Source organism: Frankia sp. AgB1.9 (genome assembly GCF_016786355.1).
Lineage (GTDB): Bacteria > Actinomycetota > Actinomycetes > Frankiales > Frankiaceae > Pseudofrankia.
The window spans coordinates 41,990-68,332 of the sequence record NZ_JADWYX010000038.1 but is presented as its reverse complement, the minus strand read 5'-3'; the positions used below and the strand labels follow the sequence as shown (position 1 = coordinate 68,332).

23 protein-coding genes are annotated in these 26,343 nt (G+C 70.5%); 11 read left to right on the top strand and 12 right to left on the bottom strand.

From position 1 onward, the window contains the following. The first annotated feature begins 37 nt into the window (after positions 1-37). The 9 genes from I6A60_RS17280 (at position 38) to I6A60_RS17240 (ending at position 10,622) form a co-directional block, all read left to right on the top strand. On the top strand, positions 38-949 hold the full coding sequence (locus I6A60_RS17280; RefSeq protein WP_203021604.1) for a TauD/TfdA family dioxygenase: 912 nt from the start codon (positions 38-40) through the stop codon (positions 947-949). 20 nt (positions 950-969) lie between these two features. Then, on the top strand, positions 970-2,073 hold the full coding sequence (locus tag I6A60_RS17275; RefSeq protein WP_203021605.1) for an ABC transporter substrate-binding protein: 1,104 nt from the start codon (positions 970-972) through the stop codon (positions 2,071-2,073). A 90-nt stretch (positions 2,074-2,163) separates the two neighbouring features. Then, positions 2,164-3,138: an ABC transporter permease gene (locus I6A60_RS17270; RefSeq protein WP_203023493.1), complete on the top strand. Its 975-nt coding sequence runs from the start codon at positions 2,164-2,166 to the stop codon at positions 3,136-3,138. Continuing rightward, positions 3,111-3,893, top strand: coding sequence for an ABC transporter ATP-binding protein (locus I6A60_RS17265; protein ID WP_203023492.1), 783 nt, complete (start codon positions 3,111-3,113; stop codon positions 3,891-3,893). Before I6A60_RS17270 ends, I6A60_RS17265 begins: the two co-directional genes overlap by 28 nt. Next, complete coding sequence (locus I6A60_RS17260) at positions 3,893-5,215, top strand: LLM class flavin-dependent oxidoreductase (protein WP_203023491.1); 1,323 nt, start codon at positions 3,893-3,895, stop codon at positions 5,213-5,215. Before I6A60_RS17265 ends, I6A60_RS17260 begins: the two co-directional genes overlap by 1 nt. A gap of 162 nt (positions 5,216-5,377) precedes the next feature. After that, a complete protein-coding gene (locus I6A60_RS17255) occupies positions 5,378-6,421 on the top strand; it encodes a LacI family DNA-binding transcriptional regulator (RefSeq protein WP_203023495.1) in 1,044 nt (347 codons plus the stop codon). 154 nt (positions 6,422-6,575) lie between these two features. Further along, positions 6,576-8,108 carry an L-arabinose isomerase gene (gene araA / locus I6A60_RS17250; protein ID WP_203023490.1) on the top strand — a complete coding sequence of 511 codons (1,533 nt, stop codon included), beginning with the start codon at positions 6,576-6,578 and terminating at the stop codon, positions 8,106-8,108. 52 nt (positions 8,109-8,160) lie between these two features. Then, positions 8,161-9,921, top strand: a complete 1,761-nt coding sequence (araB, locus tag I6A60_RS17245) for a ribulokinase (RefSeq protein WP_203023489.1) — start codon at positions 8,161-8,163, stop codon at positions 9,919-9,921. Further along, the gene (locus I6A60_RS17240) at positions 9,918-10,622 is read left to right on the top strand and encodes an L-ribulose-5-phosphate 4-epimerase (protein WP_203023488.1); all 705 of its coding nucleotides are present in this window, start codon (positions 9,918-9,920) and stop codon (positions 10,620-10,622) included. Before araB ends, I6A60_RS17240 begins: the two co-directional genes overlap by 4 nt. An 18-nt stretch (positions 10,623-10,640) precedes the next feature. Here I6A60_RS17240 and I6A60_RS17235 read toward each other — a convergent pair whose 3' ends face one another. Further along, on the bottom strand, positions 10,641-11,360 hold the full coding sequence (locus I6A60_RS17235) for a DUF2993 domain-containing protein (protein ID WP_203023494.1): 720 nt from the start codon (positions 11,358-11,360) through the stop codon (positions 10,641-10,643). Positions 11,361-11,946: 586 nt separating this feature from the next. Further along, positions 11,947-12,411 (bottom strand): MarR family winged helix-turn-helix transcriptional regulator, encoded by a 465-nt coding sequence (locus I6A60_RS17230; RefSeq protein ID WP_203023487.1) that lies wholly within the window; start codon positions 12,409-12,411, stop codon positions 11,947-11,949. Between the two features lie 260 nt (positions 12,412-12,671). Here I6A60_RS17230 and I6A60_RS17225 point away from each other — a divergent pair, with 260 nt between their 5' ends. Further along, positions 12,672-13,364: a class I SAM-dependent methyltransferase gene (locus I6A60_RS17225; RefSeq protein WP_307873733.1), complete on the top strand. Its 693-nt coding sequence runs from the start codon at positions 12,672-12,674 to the stop codon at positions 13,362-13,364. Between the two features lie 21 nt (positions 13,365-13,385). Here the strand turns inward: I6A60_RS17225 and I6A60_RS17220 are convergent, their stop codons facing one another. The 4 genes from I6A60_RS17220 to I6A60_RS17205 all read right to left on the bottom strand — a co-directional run bounded on the left by I6A60_RS17220 (position 13,386) and on the right by I6A60_RS17205 (position 18,364). After that, positions 13,386-14,273 carry an aldo/keto reductase gene (locus I6A60_RS17220; protein WP_203023485.1) on the bottom strand — a complete coding sequence of 296 codons (888 nt, stop codon included), beginning with the start codon at positions 14,271-14,273 and terminating at the stop codon, positions 13,386-13,388. A gap of 54 nt (positions 14,274-14,327) precedes the next feature. Further along, complete coding sequence (locus tag I6A60_RS17215; RefSeq protein WP_203023484.1) at positions 14,328-15,263, bottom strand: helix-turn-helix transcriptional regulator; 936 nt, start codon at positions 15,261-15,263, stop codon at positions 14,328-14,330. Positions 15,264-15,364: 101 nt separating this feature from the next. Further along, positions 15,365-17,125, bottom strand: coding sequence for an ABC transporter ATP-binding protein (locus I6A60_RS17210; protein WP_203023483.1), 1,761 nt, complete (start codon positions 17,123-17,125; stop codon positions 15,365-15,367). A 21-nt stretch (positions 17,126-17,146) separates the two neighbouring features. Then, positions 17,147-18,364 carry a phytanoyl-CoA dioxygenase family protein gene (locus I6A60_RS17205; RefSeq protein WP_203023482.1) on the bottom strand — a complete coding sequence of 406 codons (1,218 nt, stop codon included), beginning with the start codon at positions 18,362-18,364 and terminating at the stop codon, positions 17,147-17,149. A gap of 265 nt (positions 18,365-18,629) precedes the next feature. Between I6A60_RS17205 and I6A60_RS17200 the strand changes: the two genes are divergently transcribed. Then, positions 18,630-21,218 carry a family 78 glycoside hydrolase catalytic domain gene (locus I6A60_RS17200; protein ID WP_203023481.1) on the top strand — a complete coding sequence of 863 codons (2,589 nt, stop codon included), beginning with the start codon at positions 18,630-18,632 and terminating at the stop codon, positions 21,216-21,218. A gap of 171 nt (positions 21,219-21,389) precedes the next feature. Here the strand turns inward: I6A60_RS17200 and I6A60_RS17195 are convergent, their stop codons facing one another. From I6A60_RS17195 to I6A60_RS17170, 6 genes are read right to left on the bottom strand one after another with little or no spacing between them, the layout of a single operon-like run. Continuing rightward, positions 21,390-21,701: a DUF1330 domain-containing protein gene (locus tag I6A60_RS17195; protein ID WP_013424582.1), complete on the bottom strand. Its 312-nt coding sequence runs from the start codon at positions 21,699-21,701 to the stop codon at positions 21,390-21,392. 53 nt (positions 21,702-21,754) lie between these two features. Beyond that, entirely contained in the window at positions 21,755-22,090 is a 336-nt protein-coding gene (locus I6A60_RS17190) for a hypothetical protein (protein ID WP_203023480.1), read from the bottom strand. Between the two features lie 4 nt (positions 22,091-22,094). Continuing rightward, the gene (locus I6A60_RS17185) at positions 22,095-23,354 is read right to left on the bottom strand and encodes an aromatic ring-hydroxylating dioxygenase subunit alpha (RefSeq protein WP_203023479.1); all 1,260 of its coding nucleotides are present in this window, start codon (positions 23,352-23,354) and stop codon (positions 22,095-22,097) included. A gap of 26 nt (positions 23,355-23,380) precedes the next feature. Further along, positions 23,381-23,704, bottom strand: a complete 324-nt coding sequence (locus tag I6A60_RS17180) for a hypothetical protein (protein ID WP_203023478.1) — start codon at positions 23,702-23,704, stop codon at positions 23,381-23,383. Continuing rightward, a complete protein-coding gene (locus I6A60_RS17175; protein WP_203023477.1) occupies positions 23,688-24,953 on the bottom strand; it encodes an aromatic ring-hydroxylating dioxygenase subunit alpha in 1,266 nt (421 codons plus the stop codon). The genes I6A60_RS17180 and I6A60_RS17175 overlap by 17 nt, the downstream gene beginning before the upstream one ends. A 59-nt stretch (positions 24,954-25,012) precedes the next feature. Further along, positions 25,013-26,011 carry an LLM class flavin-dependent oxidoreductase gene (locus I6A60_RS17170; protein WP_203023476.1) on the bottom strand — a complete coding sequence of 333 codons (999 nt, stop codon included), beginning with the start codon at positions 26,009-26,011 and terminating at the stop codon, positions 25,013-25,015. Between the last annotated feature and the right edge of the window lie 332 nt (positions 26,012-26,343).

Here is a 26,343-nt window from a genome sequence, read left to right as displayed (position 1 = left end):
ACAGCCCTCATCCACGAGACCGGTAAGGAGCACTGCCGTGACCGTGACCACCGCTCAGAACCTTGAGATCCGCCCCCTGAACGCGGCGTTCGGCGCCGAGATCACCGGGGTGGACCTCAGCGGACCACTGGATGCCGAGACCGTGGCCGCGCTGCGCCAGGCGTGGCTCGACCACCAGGTCGTCTTCTTTCCCGAGCAGCACCTCACCATCGACCAGCAGGTCGCCTTCGCCCGCCGGTTCGGCGAGCTCACGGCGCCGAGCGCGATCCTCGCCCCCGTGGACGAGGACCACCGGGAGGTCGTCGCCTTCGACAGCCGCGAGTTCCGGGAGGAGTACGTCAAGGTCGGCCGGCACCACGGCTGGCACGTCGACATCACCTTCCAGGCGACGCCGCCGGCTGGCTCGGTCTTCAACATCGTCAAGCTCCCCCCGGTGGGCGGCGCGACGCTGTTCGCCTCGGCTCAGGCCGCCTACGACACGCTGAGCCCGTCGATCCGCGCGCTGCTCGACGGCCTCGTCGCGATCCACTCCTTCGGCCGGCCGAGCCGCGCCGGCGGCGGGATCAGCGCCACCGGCGTGTGGGAGGACGAGCGGGTCGACGGCGGCTTCGTCGAGCATCCCGTGGTCGCCGTCCACCCCGAGACCGGCCGCAAGGGCCTTTTCGTCAACCCGGGATTCACCCGCGCGATCAAGGGCCTTTCTCCACGGGAAAACGCGGCTCTGCTTGAGCTGCTCTACGACCACACCCTCGATATCGACAACATCATCCAGTACCGCTGGAAGAACGGTGGCGTCGGTTTCTGGGACAACCGGGCTATCTGGCACCGGCGCGCCGACGATTTCGACCCCGACGCGGTGCGCATCGTCCACCGCGTGCAGCTGCGAGGCAGCGCCCCTACCGGCCCTGACCCGGCGGAACGTACGAAGAATCTCTCCCACAGCATTTAGCAACTCGAAAGGGAAACATCGTGAAGGGCTTCACCAGCAGGCTCGCCCGCAACAGACGGGGTGTCGTTATCCTCGTCGCCCTCAGCCTCGGGCTCACCGCGGCGGCCTGCTCCAGCTCGGGGGGCTCCGCCGCGACCCCGGCCAAGTCGGGCACGGCCGCGGTGGCGACTCCCGACCTGAGCAAGGTGACCCTGCGGCTGGGTCAGATCACCGCCAGCGAGTCGGCCCAGATCAAGGCCTCGGGAATCTTCGACGACACGCCGTACAAGGTCTCGTGGTCGACGTTCGCCGGTCCGGCCCCGATGATGACCGCCCTGTTGGCGAACGCGATCGACGCGGGCGTGAACTTCGGTGACGTCTCGGTCACCCTGGCCAACGCGAACGGTTCGACGCCGTGGACCGCCGAGAACGCGCCGGCCAAGACGATCGGCGTCCTGGCCACCACCTACCCGATCTACGAGACCATCGCGACGACGAAGTCCGGCATCACCAGCCTCGCCGACATCAAGGGCAAGCGGTACGCCTACAACAACGGCGGCAACATCCAGGCCCAGTACCTGCTGGACCTCAAGAAGGCCGGTCTGACGCCCGACGACGTGACGCCGATCGTCATCCAGGCCGCGACGCAGGGCAGCACCTTCGCGGCCGGCGCCACCGACGTCCTGAGCACCTCGACGTCCGTCGCCGTCCCCTTCATCGCGGAGGGAACCGCCCGGGTCATCGCCACGCAGGACGACATCGGCCTGCCTGGGCTCAACGCGTTCGTGGCCAGCACGAAGGCCCTGAAGGACCCGGCGAAGCGGGCCGCGTTCTCCGACGTGCTCACCCGCCTCACGAAGTTCTACGCCTGGTACCCGAAGAACCTGCCGGCCCTCGCCAAGCTGTCGGAGACGGTCGGGAACGTGCCGGCGAAGTACTCGCTGGAAGAGGCCAAGGCCATCGGCAGCTACCTGACCCCGACCACGCCGGAGATCATCGCCAAGGAGCAGGCCCTCGCTGACCTGCTCGTCGAAGGCGGCGTCATCAAGACGAAGGTCGACGTCAGCGCCCAGTATGACCAGTCGTTCAACGCGGTCATCTCAGCCGGGAACGCGGCGAACGGCGTGCCGCAGCCAACCAGCTGACCCATCCCGGCGAGAGGCCGTCCGCCCACGGACGGGCGGCCTCTCGCCGGGCACTCGCCTTTCCCGTCCGTTCACAGGCAGAGGTAAGCGATGCCCTCGCATCCCATCGCGGTCAATCCCGCGCCCGCGCCGGCGAGCCCGGCAGTCGAACCCGAACAGTTGTCGCCGCCCCTGCGCCCGCCCGCCACCGCCCCACCGGCCAACTCCCCACCGGCCACCGCCCCGCCGGCCCCTGCCGGCGGCAGCCGCGACCTCAGCCGGTCCGCGCCGGCCGCGGGCGACCGCAAGGGCGGCTCGCGCCTGCGCGGCCTGCGCCGCGCGCTGCGGCTCGCGGTCCCGATCGCCGTCCTGGCGGCCTGGGCGGCCGGCTCCGAGACGGGCCTGATTCCCGCGCGCATCCTCGACTCGCCGCCGACCGTCGTCGACGCGCTCGGCCACCTGATCTCCACCCACCAGTTGCAGGACGCGCTGTCGATCTCCCTGCGCCGCGCCGGGGTCGGCCTGGCCGTCGGGCTCGCCGTCGGGCTCGTGTTCGGGCTAATCACGGGCCTCAGCCGGCTCGGCGAGGAGCTGCTCGACGCCACGATGCAAATGGTCCGGATGATCCCGTTCCTGGCCATCACGCCGCTCGTCGTCGTGTGGTTCGGCATCGGCGAGACGGCGAAGACCGTGCTGATCGCGTTCGCCTGCACGTTCCCGATCTACCTGAACACCTATGCCGCCGTCCGGGCGATCGACCCGAAGCTGATCGAGGCGGCCCGCGTCTTCGGTGTCCGCGGCTTCGCGCTGACCCGGCGCATCATCATTCCGAACGCGATGCCCGGAATACTCGTCGGGCTCCGGTACTCGATGGGCGTCTCCATTCTCGCCCTCATCGCGGCCGAGCAGATCAACGCCGACTCCGGTCTCGGCTACCTGGTCGGGAACGCGCAGGACGCCTTCCGCAACGACATCATTCTCGCCCTGCTCCTCGTCTACACGGTGCTCGGGCTTTTCATCGACCTTTTCGTGCGGATCCTGGAGAGAGTGCTGCTGCCATGGCGAGCCACGGTGGTGAGCGCGTGACGACGACAGTGGAAGCGCCGTCGACCACCCATTCGGTCCATATCCGGGGCGCGGCGAAGTCGTTCGGTGACAAGCGGGTTCTCACAGATTTCGACCTCGACATCGCCCCTGGCGAGTTCGTCGCCCTGCTCGGCGCCTCCGGCAGCGGCAAGAGCACGCTACTGAAGATCCTCTGCGAGCTGGAGACGGTCGACGACGGCACCATCCACGTCCCGGCTGCCTGCTCGGTGGTCTTCCAGGAGCCCCGCCTCATTCCCTCGATGCCGGTCTGGAAGAACGTCGTCCTCGGCCGGCCCAAGGCGCTCGCGTCGCGCTCCGCCGCGAACGACGCCCTGGCCGAGGTGGGCCTGGCCGACCACGCCGACGACTGGCCGCGCACCCTGTCCGGCGGCGAGGCCCAGCGGGTCGCGCTGGCCAGGGCGCTCGTGCGGGAACCCAAGCTGCTGCTGCTCGACGAGCCGTTCGCCGCCCTCGACGCGCTGACGAGGATCCGGATGCACAGCCTGGTCGCCCAGCTCTGCACCCGGCACAACCCATCGGTCCTGCTCGTCACGCACGACATCGACGAGGCGATCCTGCTCGCCGACCGCGTCGCGGTGCTCAAGGCGGGCCACAAGAGCCTCGACCTACCCGTCGACATCCCCCGTCCGCGCACCCGCGGCGGCGGCGCCTTCGAGGACCTGCGCCGGACGCTGCTGACCGAGATCGGTGTCAGCACCGGGCCCGACTCCCCGACCGACGAAACGAGCCGGTGATGACCTCCGACGACCGCGAGCTGCACCTCAACGTCAACATCCTCGACGCCGGCAAGCACCCGGGCGCCTGGCGGTTCCAGGACGATCCCCGGTCGTTCCTCGACATCGACTACTTCACGGAGATAGCCCGGCTGGCCGAGCGCGGCACGTTCGACGCCGTCTTCCTCTCCGACGGCGTCGCACTGATCTCCGAACCGGCCGAGAAGCCCTGGCAGGCGCTGGAGCCGACGGTCCTTCTCGCCGCGCTCGCCCGGACCACCGAGCACGTCGGCCTCATCGGCACCGCGTCGACGACGTTCAACGACCCGTTCAACCTGGCCCGCCGGTTCTCGTCGCTGGACCACATCAGCCGGGGCCGCGCCGCGCTCAACGTCGTCACCTCTTTCTCGCCGCGGGCCGCCGCGAACTTCGGCGTCCACGAGGTGCCGGACCACGAGGCCCGGTACGGCCGGGCGGAGGAGTTCGTCGACGTCCTGACCAAGCTCTGGGACAGCTGGGACGACGACGCGATCGTCGCCGACCAGGAATCCGACGTGTTCGCCGACGCGGCCCGGCTGCGCCCGATCCACCACGAGGGAGAGCATTTCTCCGTTCGCGGCCCACTCAACGTGCCCCGCTCGCCGCAGGGCCGCCCGGTGCTGGTGCAGGCAGGCTCGTCCGAGACCGGGAAACGCTTCGCGGCCCGGATCGCCGACGTGGTGTTCACCGCGCAGACCACCCATCGGGAAGCGGTCGACTTCTATGCGGACATGAAGCGCCGCGCCCGGATTTTCGGGCGCGAGCCGGCTCAGCTGGTGATTCTTCCCGGGCTGTTCCCGATCATCGGTTCGACCGAGGCGGAGGCGTTCGCCCGCAAGGCCGAGCTGGACGCGCTGTTCCCGTATGACCTGGAGCTGCCCCGGCTGGCCGCGCAGCTCGGCCTCGACTCCGCCGATGTCCACCTTGACCGCGAGCTTCCCTACGACCTGCTCGCCGACGTGGGCCAGTTCGCCGGTTCCCGGGGCTTCTTCGAGGCCACCGTGAACCTCGCCCGCGACCGCGGCTACACCGTTCGCGAGCTCCTGCTCAGCAACGGCGGTGGCCACCGCCAGGTGGTCGGCTCTCCGGAACAGATCGTCGACAGCATCGAGCACTGGTTCCGCAGCCGGGCCGCCGACGGCTTCAACCTCAACTTCGACGTCTTCCCGTCCGGGCTGGAATCCTTCGTCGAGCACGTCACCCCCGAACTGCGCCGTCGCGGGCTCTTCCGTTCCGAATACACCGGAAACACCCTGCGCCACCATCTCGGCCTCCCCCACCCGGCCAGCCAGTACGCGAAGTGAGGCCGGTCCTGGTGGACTGACGGAGACCAGCCGGCCCGATCCCTGGCTGCTAAAGTGATCGCTAACATGTCAGGACTGGCCGAGGGCCCGCCCGAGGGCTCAACAGAGGTCGAGACCGAGGGCGAGGCTCGGGATCGCCCGGCGGCGCGGCGACCGCCGGGGATGACCGATGTCGCCCGGCTGGCCGGCGTGTCACACCAGACGGTCTCGCGGGTGCTGAACGACCACCCGAACGTCAAGGAGCAGACGCGGCTGCGGGTGCGCGCGGCGATGGAGCAGCTCGGGTACCGGCCGAACCGGGCCGCCCGGGCGCTGGTCACCGGCCGCTCGCACGTCGTCGGGATCGTCGCGCAGAACACGGCGCTGTACGGGCCGACGGCGGTGCTCACCGCCGTCGAGCGGGCGGTGAGCGCGGACGGTTTCGCCGTCGGCGTGGCCAGTGTGCCGGTGCTCGACCGGTCGTCGATCGTCGACGCGGTCACCCGGCTGCTGGAGCAGCGAGTGGCCGGGATCGTGGTGATCGCGCCGGTCAGGTCGGCGAACGAGGCGCTGGACGACGTTCCGGACGACCTGCCGCTGGTGGTCATCGACGGTGACCCGGCTCGCCCGCGGCGGTTGGTGACCGTCGACCAGCGGCTCGGCGCCCGGCTGGCGACGCAGTGCCTGCTGGCAGCCGGGCATGAGACGGTCTGGCACGTGTCCGGGCCAGCGGACTGGTTCGACAGCGCCGAGCGGGTGGCCGGCTGGCGACAGGCACTGCTCGATGCCGGCGCCGAGGTACCGCCGGTCATCACCGCGAACTGGTCACTGGACTCCGGGTACGAGGCGGGGCAGCTGCTCGCGGGGATGCCGCGGGCGCGCGCGGTCTTCGCCGCCAACGATCATCTGGCACTGGGGATCATGAAGGCGCTGCGCGAGGCCGGGCGGTCGGTGCCCCGCGACGTGAGCGTCGTGGGGTTCGACGACATCCCGGAGGCGGGCTACGTCAGCCCGGCGCTGACGACCGTCCGCCCGGACTTCGAGGCCGTCGCCGCCCAGGCCGTGCGCCTGCTACGGGCCCAGATGGACAGCCCGCCGGCGGACGGGCTGCCGCGTCTCGCGCCGATCCCGCCCTGCCTGGTGGAGCGCGAGAGCGTCGCCCCACCGCGCCGCGTGGCCGGCGCGAGGCCGCGCGCCGCAGCGGCGCGCCGCCCCGGCGACCAGTAGATCGCCGTCCCGATCCGCTCGCCGGCGGCCCCTTGACGCCCGAAATGTTAGCGCTAACATCCTGACTGTCCGGTTCCCGCCCGGCCATCCATCCGTCGGCGTGAACTGCTCATTCCGTGTGCCGGTGCCGGCATTTCCCCTGGGACGAGGCTGTATGTCGTTGCCCGCGCTTTCCCCGGCGCTGCCCACGTTGTCCGGCGCCACCGTCTGGTTCCTCACCGGAAGCCAGCACCTGTACGGGCCCGAGACGCTCGACCAGGTCGCCGCGCAGTCGCGCCACATCGCCGCCGGACTGGACGGCGACACCACGATCCCGGCGCAGGTCGTCTGGCAGCCGGTCCTGACCGACGCTGACGCCATCGCCGACGCCTGCCAGCGGGCCAACGCGGACCCGTCGTGCGTCGGGGTGATCGCCTGGATGCACACGTTCTCCCCGGCGAAAATGTGGATCCGCGGGCTGGAGGCGCTGGACAAGCCGCTGCTGCACCTGCACACCCAGGCGAACCAGGCGCTTCCCTGGGACAGCCTCGACATGGACTTCATGAACCTGAACCAGGCCGCCCACGGCGACCGCGAGTTCGGCTACATCCAGACCCGGCTGCGCCTGCCCAGGGTGACCGTCGTCGGGCATGTGGACGACGCCCACACCCGCCACCGCGTCGGGGCCTGGGCCCGGGTCGCGATCGCCAGGGCCGACCTGCGCGGCATGCGCCTGGTCCGGTTCGGCGACAACATGCGCGGTGTGGCCGTGACCGAGGGCGACAAGGTCGCGGCGGAGATCCGGTTCGGCGTCGCCGTGAACACGTACTCGGTCAACGACCTGGTCGCGGTGGTGGACGCGGTCGGCGACGCGGCGATCGACGCGCTGGTCGAGGTCTACGACGAGCTGTACGACGTCGCCCCCGAGCTACGCGCCGGCGGCCCGCGCCACGCTGCGCTGCGCTACGCGGCCCGGGTCGAGGCCGGGCTGCGCCACTTCCTCACCGACGGTGGCTACCGGGCGTTCACGACCAACTTCGAGGACCTCGGTGGGTTGCGCCAGCTCCCGGGTCTCGCGGTGCAGCGGCTGATGGCGGACGGCTACGGCTTCGGCGGCGAGGGCGATTGGAAGACCGCCCTGCTGCTGCGGGCCGTCAAGACGATGGGCGCCGGCCTGCCCGGCGGCACGTCGTTCATGGAGGACTACACCTACCACCTGGGCCCCGGACCGCAACGCATCCTCGGCGCCCACATGCTGGAGGTCTGCCCGACCATCTCCGCCGCCCGTCCCAAGGCTGAGATCCACCCGCTGAGCATCGGCGGCCGCGAGGACCCGGTCCGGCTGCGCTTCACCGCCGCGCCGGGGCCGGGCGTCGTCGTCGGCCTGTGTGACCTGGGCGACCGGTTCCGGATGATCGCCAACGCCATCGACGTCGTGGAGCCAGACCACGAGCTGCCCAGGCTTCCGGTGGCCTGCGCGGTCTGGACGCCTCGGCCGACCCTGGCGACGTCCGCCGAGTGCTGGCTGACGGCCGGCGGCCCGCACCACACCGTCCTGAGCACCGCCGTGGACGTCGACATGGTGGAGATGTTCGCCGGCATGACCGGCACCGAGCTCGCGCTCATCGACGCGGACACCACGGTCCGTTCCTTCGTCGGCGACCTGCGGCTGAACGACCTGCACTTCCGGCTCGACCGCCACCGGTAGGCCAACCCCCGCACGACCCTGGACGACCGCACGACCCTGGACGAGGAGCCTCATGACCACCACCGCCGGGCCCGCCGCGGCCGACGCGTGCGTCGTCGGCATCGACTTCGGCACCCTGTCCGGCCGCGCCAGCGTGATCCGGGTCCGCGACGGTCAGGAGCTGGCGACCGCCGTGCACGCCTACCCCGACGGCGTGATCGACACCCGGCTGCCGGGCGGGCGGACGCTGCCGCCCGACTGGGCGTTGCAGAACCCGCGCGACTGGATCGCCGTCCTCGCCACCGCCGTCCCCGCCGCCGTGCGCGACGCGGGCGTCGACCCCGCCCAGATCATCGGGATCGGTACCGACTTCACCGCCTGCACGGTGCTCCCGACGACCGCGGACGGCACGCCGCTGTGCGAGCTGCCCGGCTACGGCGACCGGCCGCACGCCTGGCCCAAGCTGTGGAAACACCACGCCGCCCAGCCGCACGCGGACAGGATCAACGCCCTCGCCCACGCCCGCCGCGAGCCCTGGATCACCCGCTACGGCGGGAAGATCTCCAGCGAGTGGCAGGTCGCCAAGGCCCTGCAGGTCCTCGAGGAGGACCCGGAGGTCTACGCGGCCACCGAGCGCTGGATCGAGGCCGCCGACTGGATCGTCTGGCAGCTCACCGGCGTCGAGACCCGCAACGCCTGCACCGCCGGCTACAAGGGGATCCTCCAGGACGGCGCCTACCCGAGCCCCGGCTTCTTCGCGGCGCTCAACCCGGCGTTCGCCGACTATGCGGAGACCCGCCTGTCCACCGAGTTGCTCCCGCTCGGCGCGCCCGCCGGACGCCTGACCGACCGCGCCGCCCGGTGGACGGGCCTGCCCGCCGGCGGCGTCGTGGCGGCCGGCAACGTGGACGCCCACGTCAGCGCCCCAGCGGTCGGGGTCACCGAACCCGGCCACCTGCTCGCGGTGATGGGCACGTCCACCTGCCACGTCATGTCCGCTGACACCCTGGCCGAGGTGCCCGGGATGTGCGGCGTCGTCGACGGCGGCATCATCGCCGGCCGCTACGGCTACGAGGCCGGCCAGTCCGGCGTCGGCGACCTGTTCGCCTGGTGGACCGAGCACCACGTCCCCGACTCCTACCGCGAAGCGGCCCAGGCCGCGGGGATCTCCCTGCACCAGCACCTGACGGCGCTCACCGCCGACTACCCGGTCGGCGCCCACGGCCTGCTCGCGCTGGACTGGATGAACGGCAACCGGTCGATCCTCGTCGACCACACGCTGTCCGGCGTGATCGTCGGCCTGACCCTGGCGTCCCGTCCCGAGCACGTCTACCGGGCGCTGCTGGAGGCCACCGCCTTCGGCACCCGCCGCATCCTCGACGCCTTCCACGACGCCGGCGTCCCCGTGGAGGAGTTCTACGCCGCCGGCGGACTGACCCAGAACACCACCCTCATGCAGCTCTACGCCGACGTGCTCGGCTACCCCATCCACATCGCGGCGACCGGCCAGGCCCCGGCGCTCGGCTCCGCCATCCACGCGGCTGTCGCCGCCGGCGCCTACCCCGACGTCCCGGCCGCCGCGGCCGTCATGGGCCGGGTGCACCGCGACGCCTACCGGCCTGACCCCGCCCGGCACGCCGCCTACACCCGCCTCTACGCCGACTACCGCACTCTGCACGACTACTTCGGCGGCCCGGGGACCGCGTCCGCCGGGGTCATGCGCCGGCTGCGCGGGATGCGCGACGCGGCCAGCCGTGAGCCCGCGCCGGGCTCGCCTTCTCCCGGTACGGCCGGCCGCCGGGAACCGACCACCCTGACGGGAGACCCGCGATGAGCGCCCAGCCCCACTGGCCCGGCGTCGCCGAAGCCCGCGAGCGGCTCGTCGAGCTGCACCTGTCCCTCGTCGACAACGGCCTGGTCGCCTGGACCTCCGGCAACGTCTCGGCCCGTGCCCGCGGCGCCGACGGCCGGGAGGTCATGGTGATCAAGCCGTCGGGCATCGACTACGCCGCGCTGAGCGCCGCGACGATGGTCGTCTGCGACCTGCACGGCGCCGTGCTCGATGGCGGGCTCAGCCCGTCCAGCGACACCGCCGCGCACGCCTACGTCTACCGCCACCGTCCCGACGTCGGCGGCGTCGTGCACACCCACTCCCCCTACGCCTGCGCGTGGGCCGCCCGCCACGAGCCGATCCCCTGCGTGCTGTCCGCGATGGCCGACGAGTTCGGCGGGCCCATCCCCGTCGGCCCGCTGTCCGCCATCGGCGACGACTCCATCGGCCGCGGCATCGTCGACACCCTCGACGGCCACCGTTCCCCCGCCGTGCTGATGGCCAACCACGGTGTCTTCACCATCGGCCCCGACGCCCGCTCCGCCGTCAAGGCCGCCGTCATGTGCGAGGACGTCGCCCGCAGCGCCCATTACGCCCACCAGCTCGGCATCCCCAAGGCGATTCCCCCGGACATGGTCGACCGGCTCTACAACCGCTACCAGAACGCCTACGGCCAACACGACCAGCCGACCCCGTCCGGCTGAGCGGCGCGGCCGCTCGGTTCAGCAGCCGCGCAGCTGGGTGGTCGAGGTCCTGGTCGTGTCCAGGTTGAGATGGTCGGCCTCCGCGGTGACCTCGACGCCGGCCGAGGTCGTTCTCGCCTCGGTCAGCCGCAGGTCCATCGGCAGCCCGGACAGCGGCACGTCGACCGTCAGGGTCCGCACCGCGCCGGCGGGGATGCTCAGGGCACCCAGGCCGTCGACTCCCAGCGCGGTCGGCGCGATCGTGAGCCGGTTGTCCAGGACGGTGGCCCGCACGTCGCCGAACACCTTGACCTGTCCGACGATCGGCACGTCGACCGGCGCCGAGACCCGCATGCCGTTCTTGGCCGCGGCCAGCCGGACGTCTCCCGGCTGGCCGGCGAGATAGGCGTTCAGGTCCGCGTAGGTCAGCTTTACGGTGCCGACCACCCGATCGATCGGCATCGTCGTCACGTCGTTGCTGATCAGCTTGCGCAGCGGCAGGTGCGCGCCACGGACATGCAGGTCGATGTCATCGACACACAGGCCGGAGGCGGCGACCCGATGAATCTGAAGCCCGATGTCCTTGTAGTTCCCCGCCACGACCTGCGTCAGGAACGGGAAACCGCCGACGGAGGCCTCGGGCTTCGTCGGCAGCTGCTGGCTCTTCTGGACCTGGCTGACCATCTGCGACGCGGCGAGGTGAGCCGCCACCCGGTCCACCACGGCGAGACCCACCAGCTGCAGAACCAGGAAGGCCACCAGAATCCGCCGCCAAGGGCGTCGGCGGCCGATTCTCCCGGGCGTCCCCGAGCTCTCAGGCGAGGTCGCCGCGAACGTCGGCGGTCGGGACTTGCCTGACAGCTCTTCTTCCTGCGCGTAGCTCACGTCGTGAGGGCTCCGTCTCTCATCGCCGGACCCCCACTCGTCCCCGAGCCGGCGACGGAACTTCCTCCGAGCGCGAGACAGCGGTGACAGGCGGCGCCCGAGGGGCCGATCCGATCTGCCTCACCAGGCTCTCCGGACCAACCCCCCGCGTCGTCCTCTCCCCGCAGGCATTCCCGACTACCACGAACGCGGTACCTCACGCCGCCCCGACGGCTGCGCCCATTCGGCCGCTGGGACAGGGCAACGGGTACGGCTCGCGGCCACCGCGCCGGTCATGATCGCCGTTTTGGCCCTGGGGCGGTCGTAAAACGCCATCGGCACGACCATCCCAGGGCCAAAACCGTGATCAAGGTGACGCGGCGGGCGGGGGACGCGTCTGCATCGGACCTCGCTCAGGATCGAGAACAACAATCGCCAGGCGTATTCCCCCGCAGGCCACCGCAAACCACACTTTCTCGCGTCAAGGAAGGTCTGCGTCCCCACCCAGGTTGGCGATCATGCGTCGCAGGACGTTGAGCGCGGCGACGTACTCATGCGAGGCGATACCGTCGTGGAGCTGCGCCTGCGCCCGGTGAGCGCGGTCCGCCGCCCGGGTCCGCCCCGCCTCGCCTGCCTCCGTGAGGACGAAGGTCTCGGCCTGGGTCCGCGTCATCCAGCCCCGGTCGAGCAGATCATCGATTACGCCGTCGAAATCGATGTCGAGATCGTCGAACGGCGCGAGCCGGTGGGTGAGGGTCGCACGGTCCCACCTCGCCGCCTCGCCGGCGACGTGATTGAGAATCCACCAGTGCGGTTGGGTGAGCCCCTCGGTCGCCAGATCCGCGCGGATCCTTCCGACGACTCTTCGGTAGGTCTCACCGCTCCAGTACCCGATCGGCTGCGCCGCCAGCGCCTCGTGCGGATAGGCCCTGAGCTCCGCGACCACGGCAGTCCTCCCTCCGACGCGCCGAAGGGCGTTTTCGACGCCCGACAGCAGGATCCTGACCCCGCGCGGTGACGCTAGGACCTCCACCGAGGTTGAGGTCAAGAAGACCAGGTCGCGGGGTCGGCACGGACCGCCGGACCCGGCGCAGGGCCACTCGCGGCGGCCAGCAGCCCAAGAAGAAGACGATCGAGCCGCCGGGGGCGGGTTGTCAGAGCCGGGCCGCCCGCGGGGCGGTGACCGAGCGGCGGCATAGTGTGGCTGTGCCGCGCTGGTCTCACAACTGGTCTCACAACGCCTACTACCAGCGGCTGCTGCTGCGCCAGCTGCCGCGGCCCTGCAGCCGGGTGCTCGACGTCGGCTGTGGCGCCGGAGGGTTCGCAGCCCGGCTCGCCGAGCGCAGCGAGCAGGTCGACGCCGTCGACCGCTTCGCACCGATGATCGAGCAGGCGAGGCTAAGCACCCCCGACAACGTCCACTGCGTGGTCGCGGACGTGCTGACCGACCCGCTGCCAGCCAAGGACTACGACGCGATCGTCTCGATCAGCGCACTGCACCACATGCCGCTGCCGGAAGCGCTTCCGGTGCTCGCGGCCGCCCTGCGGCCCGGCGGGGTCCTCGCCGCCGTCGCCCTCCCCCGCCTGGACCTGCGCCACGAATGGCCCGTCGAGTTCGTCGCGGCCATCGCGCACCACTCGCTCGGCGTCGTCTTTCTCGCGAACAGGCTGCTGCGGGGCACCAGCCTGTTCGCGCACGAACATCACAGCCGCACGGGCATGCCCGTCGTCATGAACCCGCCACTGACCACGCGAGAGGTCGCGCGCCAGGCCGCCGCCGTCCTGCCCGGCGCGCGAGTCCGACGGCTTCTGTTCTGGCGCTACCTCCTGATCTGGGAGAAACCGCTCCTCGACGCCAGCGGCCCGGCCACACCTCAGTCGTCGCCGACGCCCGAATAGCGCCAGATCGCGCGCTGCCCGTCAGGCTTCGGGAATGGCGCGGCCGAATGCTTCGAGGGTGATGTCCTCGGGCGCTGGGCCGCCGCGCACGCCGGTGTTCAGCTCGTCGAGCGCGTCGAGCTGGCCGGGGGTGAGATCGAAGTCGAACACGGCGAAGTTCTCGGCGATGCGGGCGGGCTTGACCGACTTCGGAATCACCGACCGGCCCTGCTGCAGGCCCCAGCGCAGCATGACCTGTGCGGGGGTCCTGCCGTGCTCGGCGGCGATCGCGGTGATGGTCGGGTCGTCCAGCGTGCTGCTGAGCCCGCCCTTGGTCCGGTAGAAGGTGATGCCACCGAGGGGCGACCACGCCTGGGTGAGGACGCCGTGCTTGGCGTCGGCGGCCTGGACGTCGGGCTGGGTGAAGTACGGGTGGATCTCGACCTGGTTGACCGCCGGCACGATCTCGGTCGCCGCCAGCAGGCGGTCGAGATGGTCGGGCATGAAGTTGCTGACGCCGATGGCGCGGACCTTCCCGTCGGCCAACAGCTTCTCCAACGCCTGGTAGGCGGCGATGGTCCGTTCGAACGCCGACGGCAGCGCCTGGTGCAGGATGAACAGGTCGATGACGTCGACGCCGAGCTTGGCGGCGCTCTTGTCGAACGCGTGCAGTGTCTGCTCGTAGCCGAAGTCGGAGATCCAGACCTTCGTCTCGATGAACACCTCCGACCGGTCGACGCCCGAGCCGGCGATGGCCTGTCCGACCTCCCGTTCGTTGAAGTAGGCGGCGGCGGTATCGACGTGCCGGTACCCGGTCTCCAACGCCGCCCGGACCGCGGCGATGGTCTCGGCTGGCGGGGTCTGGAAGACACCGAAGCCGAGCGCGGGCATCTCGACACCGTTGTTGAGGGTGAACGTCGGAACAGTCATGACGAGCCTTCTTTCACTAGAAAAGCGCGACGCGGACGGCCTCGGCCGCGGGGATCAGGCGTTGGCGGCACGCGAGGGCGCACCAGCCGGGTCGTCGTCGCGCGACGAGACTCCGCCCGCCGGGGTGTGGCCGTCGGCCCAGCTGGCCAGGAACCGCAGTGCCTCCTGCGCCGGGGAGTCCGGCGCGGCCGTGTAGACGAACAGGTTCAGGCCGGCGTCGCCCGGCAGCGCGAACGCCTGGAAGGCGAGCTCGATCTCGCCGACGACCGGGTGGCGCAGCTTCTTCGTGCCCGAGGTGTGGTGCCGCACGTTGTGCGACGCCCACCGGACGCGGAACTCCTCGCTGCGGGTGGACAGCTCCCCGACCAGGTCCGACAGCGGCTTGTCGTAGGGGTGGCGGCCGGCCTCGATCCGCAGGCCCGCGACGATGTCATGGGCGGCCTTGGGCCAGTCGACGAAGAAGTCCCGCGCCTTCGGGTTGAGGAACGTGAACCGCGCGAGGTTCGGCGGCTGGACCGTCTCGGCGTGGACGTCGCTGTACAGCGCGTAGGCGAGCCGGTTGGACGCGAGAATGTCACGGCGTCCGTTGCGCACGTCCGCAGGCGCGTCGGTGATCGCGTCGAGCACCTGCTGGATCCCAGCCGGCACCCGGGCCCGAGTGGCGCTCGCCCCGGACCGGGCGGACGCGGTCAGGTTGGCGGTACGGGCCAGGTCGAACAGGTGGTCCCGCTCGGCGTCGTCGAGCCGCAGCGCGCCGGCCACCGCGTTGAGCACGGACTCGGAGACCCCGACGAGGTTCCCGCGCTCCAGGCGGGTGTAGTAGGCGACGCTGACACCGGCGAGGGCCGCGACCTCCTCCCGGCGCAGGCCGGGCACCCGGCGGTTGGCGCCGAACGCGGCCAGCCCCGCCTGCCGCGGGGACAGCCGCGCTCGACGCGAGGTCAGGAACTCGCGCACCTCACCGCGGTGATCACTGGAGTTGCCTGTCATGGTTCGACGGTAGGCGCGGGCACGGCCGCGCGGGAGTCACCGCTGGTACCCCTCACGGCCGTGTCACCCACAACGCCGCCGAGGATCACCCCCGCCAAGCCCTACGCGACGGCCTGCTCCCGGCAGTAGGAGCGGTAGGTCGGCGACGAGCGCAGCAGCGAGGAATGCGTGCCGATGTCGTCGACTCGGCCATGTTCGACGACGACGATCTGGTCGGCCTTCCGGACGGTCGCGATGCGATGGGCGATGACGAGGGACGTCCTGCCGGCGAGCAGCCGGTCGAGGGCGCCGAGCACCAGGCGCTCGCCGGACGCGTCGAGCGCGCTGGTCGCCTCGTCCAGGACCACGATGGCCGGGTCCTTCAGCATGACCCGGGCGATGGCGAGGCGTTGGCGCTGGCCGCCGGAGAGGGTCACGCCGCGTTCGCCGAGCTCGGTCTCGATGCCGTCGTCCCAGGTCCGGACGAACTCCCAGGCGTTCGCCGCTTCCAGGGCCGTCATGATCTCCTCGTCGCTGGCCGCCGGCTTGGCCAGTCGCAGGTTGCGCGCCAGCGAGCCGCTGACCAGCACGGAGTCCTGGAACACGACACCGATGGCGGCGCGCACCGAGGCCTGGGTGACCTCGCGCAGATCGCGGCCGTCGATCGTCACGCGGCCGCCGGTCGGGTCGAAGAACCGAAGGAGCAGCTGGGCGACGGTGGACTTCCCCGCCCCGGACGGACCGACGAGCGCGGTCGTCTGGCCGGGCTCGATCGTCAGGTCGAACTGGTCGAGGACCAGGCGTGACTCCCGTCCCGGGTAGGCGAACGAGACCCGCTCGAAGGCGACGCCACCTCGGGTGACCGTCAGCGCGGGGGCCTGGGGTCGGTCGGCCACGGCGGGCCGTTCGTCGAGCAGCTCCGCGGTGCGCTCGCTGGCGGCCGTGCCGGCCAGTACCTCCGGCAGGGTCGTCATGACCGCCGTCAGCGCGGTCGACCCGCGCATCCAGAAGCCCCAGATGGCGACGACGTCGCCGATCTCCAGCGTTCCGGTCGCCGACCGCCAGGCCCCGACGAACAGGAGCAGGAAGGGCGCGACGAACGAGAGGTGGAAGCCGAGCGGGTCGGCGTAGCGATGTTGGAGCCGCGCGAAGGTCTCCGAGCCGGCGCGAATCCGCTCGGTACCGTCGCGGACCTGGCCCAGGGCGTGGTCCTCGGCGTTGAACGCCTTGAGGAGCGCGTTCACGCCCAGCATCTCGGCGAGCGTCCCGGAGGTCCGGCCGAGTTCGTCCCTGATGTCGCGGGTGTGGCGGCGCAGCCGTGGGAGGACCAGCAGCGTCCACACGACGGCCACGGCGAGCAGCCCGACCGCGAGCAGCGCCATCCACGGGTCGACCCACGCGATGAGCCCCACCGAGATGAGCAGCAGCGCCACCGCCCACCACAGCGTCAGACCCTGCCAGACCGCCAGTTCCAGCCGCTCGGTGTCCTGGTTGATCAGGGCGGCGATGTCGCCGACGTGGGAGCGGTGGAAGAAGTCCATCGACAGGCGCTGCACATGCCCGTACAGGGCGCCCCGCAGGTTGTTGGCCCACCGCGCCGCGCCACGGCGGGTCCAGGTGTGCGCGAGGTACGCCGCGACGAGAAAGGTCCCGGCGATGGCGACCGCGCCCAGCGCCGGTCCCTGCCAGCCGGTGCGGACGAACTGGTGCGGGTCATGCTGGATGCGGTTGAGGACGACCCGGAACACGGCGGGGGTGAGGCTCTGCGCGACGGCGTCGACGAGAATGAGCACGTAGCCGCCGACGAGGAGCCAGGCTCCGTCGCCAGCGTGCGCGAACAGGGTGCGCAGCGCGGCAGGCCGCGCCGCGTCGTTACGTGCCATCGGCGTTTTCGCGGGACGCGGTCATGGCCGGGAGCCCTGTTCGAGAAGAAGTCGGGACACCCGTTCGCGCAGTTCGGAGAGCGCCTGGCTGCCGCCGGCGGCCGGCTCCCGCGGCGCGAGCGAGAAGCCGGTGTACATGACGCGGCGTTCCTCAAGGAGCGGCGGGGTCGACTCGTGCAGCGTGCAGCTCAGGTGCACGGTGACATCTCCCGGTTCGGTCGGGACGGCGACGACGGGCAGGTAGGGCCTGGACTTGGCGATCTCCACGGGCATCAGCACCCGGTGGGAGCCCGCGACGACGCGTAGCTGCCCGTTCGCCTCGCCGCTGGCGGTGACAGCGATACCCACGACGGTGCCGGAACACTGGTAGGCGTGCCGGCCGAAATGGCAGTCCCGGTGGAAGCTCACGTCCGACGCGCCGGCCACGACGTCGCGAGGCTTGATCAGCGCCTCCAGGCCACGGCCGCCAGTCTTGCGGACGAGGTCGTCGTCGCCGGCCAACGTGCGGCGCAGCTGGTCCCAGCGGTCACCGCTCAGGATCGCCGCGGTCGTCGGCGACCTGTCGACGAACTCCTGGAGCCGGACGCAGCGACGGGTTCCGTCGGCCACGGTCGCCCACCAGGACCGGCCGTCACCCTCGCGGTAGTCCGGGAGCGCGCGGTCGATCTCGTCCGAGACCTTCCGCATGTCGGCCGGGTCCAGCCAGCCGCGCAGATGCAGGAAACCGGTCTCGCGCAGGAAGTGCGCGACGTCCGCCGGGTCGTCGTCCGGGGTGAGCACGCGGCCGAGGTCCAGCGGCGCCCCGTTGCGGTCCAGGAACTCGATCCCGTCGTCCACGACCGGCCAGCCCTCCAGCAGCGTGAGCCACAGGGAGTCCCAGACGGACACGTCCCACTCGCCGCCGTCGCGATAACGCAACTCGCGGGCGGTGATCATCGCGTTGAACGATCGCTGGTTCTGCAACCAGTCGGATAACGCGTCCCCGTCGAGCGTCACCACGAGCGCGCCGGGCGCGACCCCGGGCGAGACGGTCAGCGTCCCGCCGCCGGCGGCGAACGACCAGGAACCGGCACCAGTCTCGATGGCGAGCGGCGGCGCGCCGAACGCCTCGATTCCGCGCGCCACCAGGGCGCCGTGGCGTGCGACAAGATCAGGGAACTCGCCCGCGAGAAAATCCTCCAGCCCCACCTTGCGCAGGTCCGAGTCGAGACGGGTCCGGCGGTCCAGGGCGATCGACATGGTCTACCTCCTCCGTTCGGGCCTGGCGGGCGGTGCGGCGGCGGCCGTGCGGCCCGCCGGAACGCCTCGCCAGATTCCATCAATATAGATGCATCGCTCTTGCTGGAACAGTGGATCGACGAAACTTGCCCGCTCTAGCTAGCCGCTGGTAGCTTCACCGTCACACTAGCGGGCGCTAGTTGTAACCGGATCTTCGCACGAGGACCACGGGAAAACCGCCGTCGGCCGTCAGCGGCCCGACGTCCAGCGACGAACAGGGCAGGCGATGAGAGCGATCCGGCTGCGCACCGAGTACCTGACCGAGCCGCTCGGCCTGGGGATCACCGCGCCCCGCCTCTACTGGAACGCGGACGGCGGCCTGCGGCAGACGGCCTACCAGGTCGTCGCGCGCCGCGGCGGCGAGACGGTGTGGGACACCGGCAAGGTCGCCTCGTCACGCATGACCCACGTCCGCTACGAGGGCGTCCCGCTGGGCAGCCGCGATCGCGTGGACTGGTCGGTCGTGCTCTGGGACGAGGCCGACGTCGCGGGACCGCCCGCCGAGTCGTGGTTCGAGCTGGGACTGCTCGACCCGGCCGACTGGACGGCCGAGTGGATCACCGGTGACTACACGCCCGAACGCGACGTTCGCTACCCGGTCGACCACTTCCGTCGCGACTTCCGCGTACGGGAGCCGGTCCTGGCCGCCCGCCTGTACATCACCGCGGCAGGCGTCTACGAGGTCTCGCTGAACGGCGAGCCGGTCAGCGAGGTCCGTCTCGCTCCCGGTGCCACCGACTACCGCCACCGCCTGCACTACCAGACCTTCGACGTGACGAGCCTGCTCGGCGAGGACAACGTGCTGGAGGTGCGGCTCGCCGACGGCTGGTATCGCGGGTCGCTCGGCGCGTTCGGGGTCACGCACGTGTTCGGCCGCGAGACCAAGCTGCTGGTACAGCTGGAGCTGACGTATCCGGACGGCTCCACGGAGACCGTCAGCAGCGATGACCGGTTCCGGTGGAGCGACGACGGCCCGGTGCGGTTCGCCGACCTGCAGGACGGCGAGGTCTACGACGCCAGGCTCTCGCCGAGCTACTCAGGCCAGGCCCGGGTCACGACCGAGGCGATGATCCCCACCGCGGCCGACAACGTCATGCCGTCCGAGCACGAGCGATTCCCCGCCCGACTGCTGACGACCCCGAGCGGGGCGCGCGTCCTCGACTTCGGGCAGAACCTGGCCGGGTTCGTCGCCTTCACGGTCTCGGGACGTGCGGGCCAGCGGCTCACCCTGCGGCTGGGCGAGATCCTCGACGAGACCGGCGAGTTCACCCAGCGGAACTTCCAGCTACGCAAGCCCGTGAACGAGTTCGGCCGCGACGTCGAGATCCTCCTCATCACCGGCCAGGAGAGCGAGATCAAGGGCGAGCTGCAGCCCACGCCCAAGCAGGAGATCGTTTTCACCGCCAGCGGCGGCACCGACCACTACGTGACCCGCTTCGCCGTCTTCGGGTTCCGCTACGCCCTCGTCGAGACCGACCTCGACCTCGACCCGGCGGACTTCGGGGCGATCGCGGTGTACTCCGCCATGGAGCAGACCGGAACGTTCGTCACCTCGCACGAGGGAATCAACCGGTTCCTGGAGAACACCCGGTGGAGCATGAAGGGCAACTTCCTCGACGTGCCCACGGACTGCCCGACCCGTGAGCGTCTCGGCTGGACCGGCGACGCCCAGGTCTTCTTCGACACGGCCGCCTACCTGATGGACGTCGGCGCGTTCTTCCGCAAATGGCTGCGGGATGTCCGCGACGGGCAGCTCGCCGACGGGAAGCTGTCGGCCGTCATCCCCTACAACGGCGCCTCGATGCTCTATGACACCACCGGCAGCTCCGTCGGGTGGGCCGACGCGGTCGTGCTCATCCCCTACCGGTACTGGAAGCGCTACGGCGACGAGAGCATCCTGCACGACTGCTACGACGCGATGCGCCGCTACGCGATGTTCATGATCACGAACGCCGGCCCGATCGACCCCGAGGCCGCCGCCGACAACCCGCACGCGCAATACCTGTACGAGAAGGGCGTGCACCTCGGCGACTGGCTGGAGGCGGCCGAGTTCCGCGATCCGTCCCCCGGCCGCACGCCGATGCCCGAAGAGGCGACGGCCTATCTGCACTACACGATGACGCACCTGGCCGAGATCGCGACCGTGCTCGGCGAGACCGCGGACGCGGACCTGTTCGCCGAGTACGCCCAGGGCGCGAAGGCGGCCTACACGCACCAGTTCCTGCGCGACGGCACTCTCGACACCGACCGGCAGGCGAAGCTCGTGCGCCCCCTCGCGCTGGGCCTCGCCGACGGCGACGTGAGGCGCCGCCTGCAGGACCGGCTCGTGCAGGCGGTGAAGAACCGGGACTTCCACGTCAACACCGGTTTTCTGTCGACGCCGTTCGTGCTGCCGACGCTCACCGCGGCCGGTCACCCCGATCTCGCCTACCGGATGCTGGAGAACGAGGACGCGCCGAGCTGGCTCGCCGAGGTCAGGGCGGGCGCGACGACCGTCTGGGAGGACTGGGAGGGCAAGGAAAGCCGGAACCACTACTCCCCCGGCGCCGTCTGCCAGTGGCTGTTCGACACGGTCGCCGGCCTGCGCGTCACCGGGGAGAACCACTTCACCATCGCCCCGGTGCCGGGCGGCAGCCTGACGTCCGCGCGAGCTACGTACACCAGCGTCTACGGCACGGTGGCGAGCGCCTGGACCCGAACCGGCACGGACATCCAGCTGACGGTGACCCTTCCACCGAACACCACCGCCGACGTGCGGCTACCGAACGGCACGGAACACGTCGTTGGCCCCGGAACTCACGAATACACGGCCTGAAGGCGCATCGATCGGCGCCCAGGGCGCTCCGGCCAGCGCGTCCGGGTCGCCTACAGCGAAGTGAGCGCCGTTTTCGCCCTCAGGTGGTCGTGAATCGGTTCTTTTCACAACCATTCGAGGGCGAAAACGGCGATCACGTTCGGGGGTCGGAACGTTCTCGGTCCGCCTGGGTCAGCCGCGTCGGGCCGGCATCTCGAAGCCGGTGAGGATGACGGCGTTGCAGTCGGCGGCGGCCCACCGCAGGGGCTTCGCCTTCTCGTAGCCGGCCGAGTCGTACCAGGCCTGGGCGGCTTCGACCGACGCGAACTCGACGAGCACGGTCCGGTTTCCGTGCCAGGTGCCTTCGAGCAGCTGGGGCTCCGTGTCGACGGCGAGCACCCTGGCACCGCTTTCGATCATCGACGGCGCCGACGCCCGGCCGTAGGCCTCCATGCCGGCCGGGTCCTTGATGGCTTCCGTGAGCAGGACGTAGCCCTTGGCCATCCGTGTTCCTCCGGTGTCCTGATATCTGAATGTTGTGCGGTTAGAGCAGGTGGTTAGGGCAGTGGTTCGGCGACGCGGTCGAGTACGGCGTCGGCGCCGTCGATGACGTTCGGCTGGTGCCAGATCTCGACGCACATCGCGGCCATGATGAGCGAGTGCACGAGCTGCAGCAGATGCCGGGCGTCGTCGGGCAGATCGTCGAGCGGGAACTTGTCGCAGTACCCGAGCGCGTCCGCGACGCGCGGGAACGCGGCGTTGTAGAAGGCCTCAAGCTCGGCCATGGTGCTGGCCATACGGCGCGCGTAGCGTTCCGGCTCGGTCGCCAGGCACCAGGTCGCGGCGAACGGTTCCAGGTCGGCGAAGTCGGCGGGAAGAACGGCCTCGGTCATCGCGTCACACTCCCGCCTTCTCACGCTGGTAGCCGTCGACCCAGCTGGCGACCGAGTTGTGGAAGTGGCGGACCAGCAGTTCCTGGTCGTTGAGCGGGAAGTCGTCGCGGACGGCCCGCGAGGCGAGGCCCTGCTGGGTGCCGACGAGCATTCCGGCGTCCTGGAGCGCGAACTCCTTGAACATGACGACGGCGCATTCCTGGGCGGCGCGGTCGCTGGCATTCTTCGCGGGCGGGAAGAACAGGGAGCCCTCGAAGCGGTGGCTTTCGTGTGACGTCGGCCAGTAGCGGTAGAGCATGTACCAGCCGGTCTGCCAGATCAGGATCTCCATGTTCGGGAAGATCTGGAAGTTGCTCATCTGCCAGGCCTTGATCCCGCCGGGGTTCACGCCGGGCAGGTCGTCACCGAGGTCGGGCTCGTTCCACGGGCCGAACAGCCCGCTGCGGGTCGCGATCTCGATCGGGTACTGGTAGTCGGCGGGCCAGCGCCGGCGCGGCGCCCCCGAGGTGGCGACCATCCGGTGCGGCCCGTCGAGGTTGTAGTACGGCGCCTCGAACCCGGGCATCTTCGGCCGCGCCGTGGGGGTCGCCTCCTGGGAGTGCAGGACCGGTACGTGGTAGTACTCCTGGAACGCGTCCAGGAAGATCTTCCAGTTGCACCGGATGTCGGCGGTGAAGTCGTACCGCTCGGTCAGCGCGTCGAACGGATACCCGGTCAGCTCGGTGACCATCGAACCCAGGAAATCCTGGAGCGGCTCGGGATACTTGGCCAGGTTGATGAAGATGAAACCCGCCCAGACCTCGCAGGCCACCGGGATCAGTCCGTAGTCGGCCTTGTCGAGGTCGAAGAACTCACCCTCCTGCTGGACGAAGGTGAGCTTCCCGGTCAGGTCGTAACGCCAGCCGTGGTACTTGCAGGTGAACGCCCGGCAGGAGCCGGCGGTCTCCTCGCGGGGGTAGTCGTTCCACATCAGCTTGTTGCCGCGGTGGCGGCAGACGTTGTGGAACGCCCTTACCTCGCCGGTCAGGTCCCGAACCACGAGGAGCGAGGTCGCCGCGACCTCGATCTCCTTCGTGAAGTAGCTGCCCGGGCGGGGCACGTCCTCGACGCGCCCGACGTTCAGCCAGGCCCGCTTGAAGATCGCCTCACTCTCGGCCTGGTAGAACTCGGGCGAGATGCAGTCCTCGTAGGAGAGCACGCCCGTCCCGACTCCGGGAAAGTGCTCGGTCCAGCTTCCCTCGGCGGGCTTGGGATACAGAGCCATCGCGGACCTCCTCCGATCTCGGCTGGTCAGACCACCGGCTCGGCGGTGACGGTCAGGTACGCGGCGCCGCTGTCGGGCACCCGGGCCTGCTTCCAGACCTCGACCGGGAACGAGACCATGACCAGCGACTGCATGAGCTGCAGCAGCGTGCGGACGTCCTCGGGCAGGTCGTCGTACGGGTGCTTGTCGCAGTAGACGATCGCCTCCTCCAGACGGGCGAACGCCGCGTCGTAGAAGGTCTGCATGTCCTCCAGGGAGGTGGCCAGCCGGCGGGCGTAGCGCTCGGACTCGGTGGGCAGCGCCCAGTCCAGGTACGGCTCCAGGTCGGAGAACTCAGCGGGAAGCGGCATCGGTGTACTCCTTGACGCGGTCACCGACGACCTTGTGCAGGTGCCGGAGCAGGATTTCCTGGTCGCAAAGCGGGAACTCGGAGACGACGCGGGACGCGAGCATCGACTGCGTCGCTTCCAGGGTGTTGCCGTCCTGGAGCGCGTACTCCTTGAACGTGACGGTCGCCAGCTCCTGGGCCAGCCGCTCCCGGGCGCTCTTCGCGGGCACGAAGTAGAGGTTCGCCTCGAACTGGTGGCGGTCGACCGCGGTCGGCCAGTAGTTGTAGGTCAGGTACCAGCCGGGCGCCCAGAACAGCAGCGTGAAGTTCGGGAAGAACTCGAACGAGTCGGTGCCCCACGACGGCGACCGGGACGGGTTGATCGAGGGCGGCAGCGGGTCCAGGCCGTCGATCGGGGGCCGGTCCCATGGGCCGAACAGGCCGCTGCGCAGTGCCCGCTCGATCGGCTTGACCATGGACGGGTCCTTGGGCGGGGCCATGCCGCCCCAGGAGGACACCATCGAGTGCGGGCTGCGCAGCTCGTAGTGCAGCGCCTCGAACCCGTAGCCGACGAGCTTCTCGGCCTCGTTCTTCACCGCCTGCTTATGGTGCAGCACCGGGGCGTGGTAGAACTCCGCGAACGCGTCGATGAACAGCTTCCAGTTGCTGCCCACCTCGGCCTTGTAGGTGTAGACCGAGGTCATCTCGTGGAACGGGTACCCCTCGATGCCCTTCGCCAGGTCACCGAGGTACTCGGTCAGGCTTTCCTGGGGCTCCAGATTGATGAAGATGAAGCCTTCCCAGACGTCGCAGGGGACCTCCTTGAGGCCGTACTGCTCCTTGTCGACGTCGAAGAACTCGCCCTCCTGCTGGATGAAGGTCAGCTTCCCGGTCAGGTCGTAGCGCCAGGCGTGGTACTTGCAGATGAACTGCCGGCACACACCGGACGACTCCTCACCGGGGAAGTCGTTCCAGACCAGCTTGTTGCCCCGGTGCCGGCAGACGTTGTGGAAGGCGCGGATCGTGCCGTCCGCTCCCTTCACCACGATCAGCGAGGTGTCGAGGACGGCCAGCTCCTTGGTGAAGTAGCTGCCCGTGCGCGGGACCTGCTCGACCCGGCCGACGTTCAGCCAGGAGCGGCGGAAGATGGCGACTCGCTCCTTCTCGTAGAAGGCCGGGTCGACGGAGTCGGTGTAGTCCACGGGTGCCGTTCCCAGCTCGGGGTAATGCTGGGTCCAGCTCCCCGCCGAGGGCTTGGCGAAATGGGGCACGGGCTTCTCTCCTCTACGAGGTCGGCGACAGCCTTGACGGCCGCGCGGCGGGTCGAAGGTCAGACCGTCGCCGGCAGCGGTGCTGGCTGGGCGACCATGAACGCGGTCAGTTCCCGAACGATGTCCGGCCCGGACGGGGTGTAGATGACCTCGGAGAAGCCGGCCGTCCCGAGGCGCGTCAGGCTCTTCGCGATGCGCGCGGGGTCGCCGATCATCATCCTGGTGTCGATGTGGTCGAGCAGGCCGCGGTCACGTTCGGTCAGGTGGGTTACGTGGCCTTCGAACGTGAGGAGGTGGCGTTCCTCCTCGGGAGCGAGCGCTTCGAGTGCCTCGCGCCAGGCCTGGCCGCCGGGCATGGCGTCGACCGCTGCCGCGCCGCCGCGGGCGTAGGCGTTGTGCCAGTCGACGATCCGCCAGGGCCCGACGGCTTCGCGGACGCGGTCCGATCCGGGGCTCTCTCCCGGGTCCAGCGCGGTGCCGGAAAGGATGGTCGCGGTCGGCAGCGTGGCGTGGGGTGGGCCGATCACGCCGTCGGCCAGCTCGGTGGCCAGGGCCGTGCCGCGGGGGCCGAAGACGCTCAGCCACAGCGGAACCTCGATCGGGCGCTGTGCCGCGAGGCCGTCGGCGTGCAGCATCCGGACCGGTTTCCCGTCCACGACGGCCGTCTCGCCGGCCAGCAGTGCGCGCAGCGCGGTCACGTAGGCGCCGAGCGCGTCGAGGGTCATCGGGCGCTGGCCGACGGTGAGGCGGGCGGTGAAGCCGGTGCCGAAGCAGGCGAGGAACCTGCCCTCGGAGATCCGGGCGAGGGTCGCGACCGCGCTGGCCATCGCCATGACCGAGCGCTGCTGGGGAATCAGGACGGCGGTCCCCAGCCCGATCTGGGTCGTGCGCTGCGCGGCCAGAGCCAGGTGGACGAAGGGGTCCTCCCACAGCGGCGCCGAGTCGTAGATCCAGACCCGGGCATAGCCGAGCTGTTCGGCCAGCACCGCGAGGTCCGCGAAGTCCGGCCCCGGCGGTAAACCGCAGGACAGTGCGATGCCAGGCTTTTCGAAGCCCATAGCGAGATCCCTTCCACACGGCGGCGGGCGGCGGCACGGTGCACCGCGGCGGCCCGCGGCCCCGGCCTCGGCGCCGGTTGACAGTCGGGGTCCGAGGGCGTCTCGCCTCCGGACCGGCGGTCCGCTTACCGCTACGATACGGACCGGCGGTCCACGGGGCAACCGTCGCGACGAAAGAGCCGTCACGGCCGGAACAGCGCGACCCGTCCCGATCGGGTCCCGGTAGGCGAGGGCCCGCGGTCGACCGCCGCGCGGCCGGTGCGGCAACCGCGCGGCCGGTGCCGCGGCCTCGCAGCCGGTGCGGCGGCCGGCAAGGTCCGCCCGACGCCTTG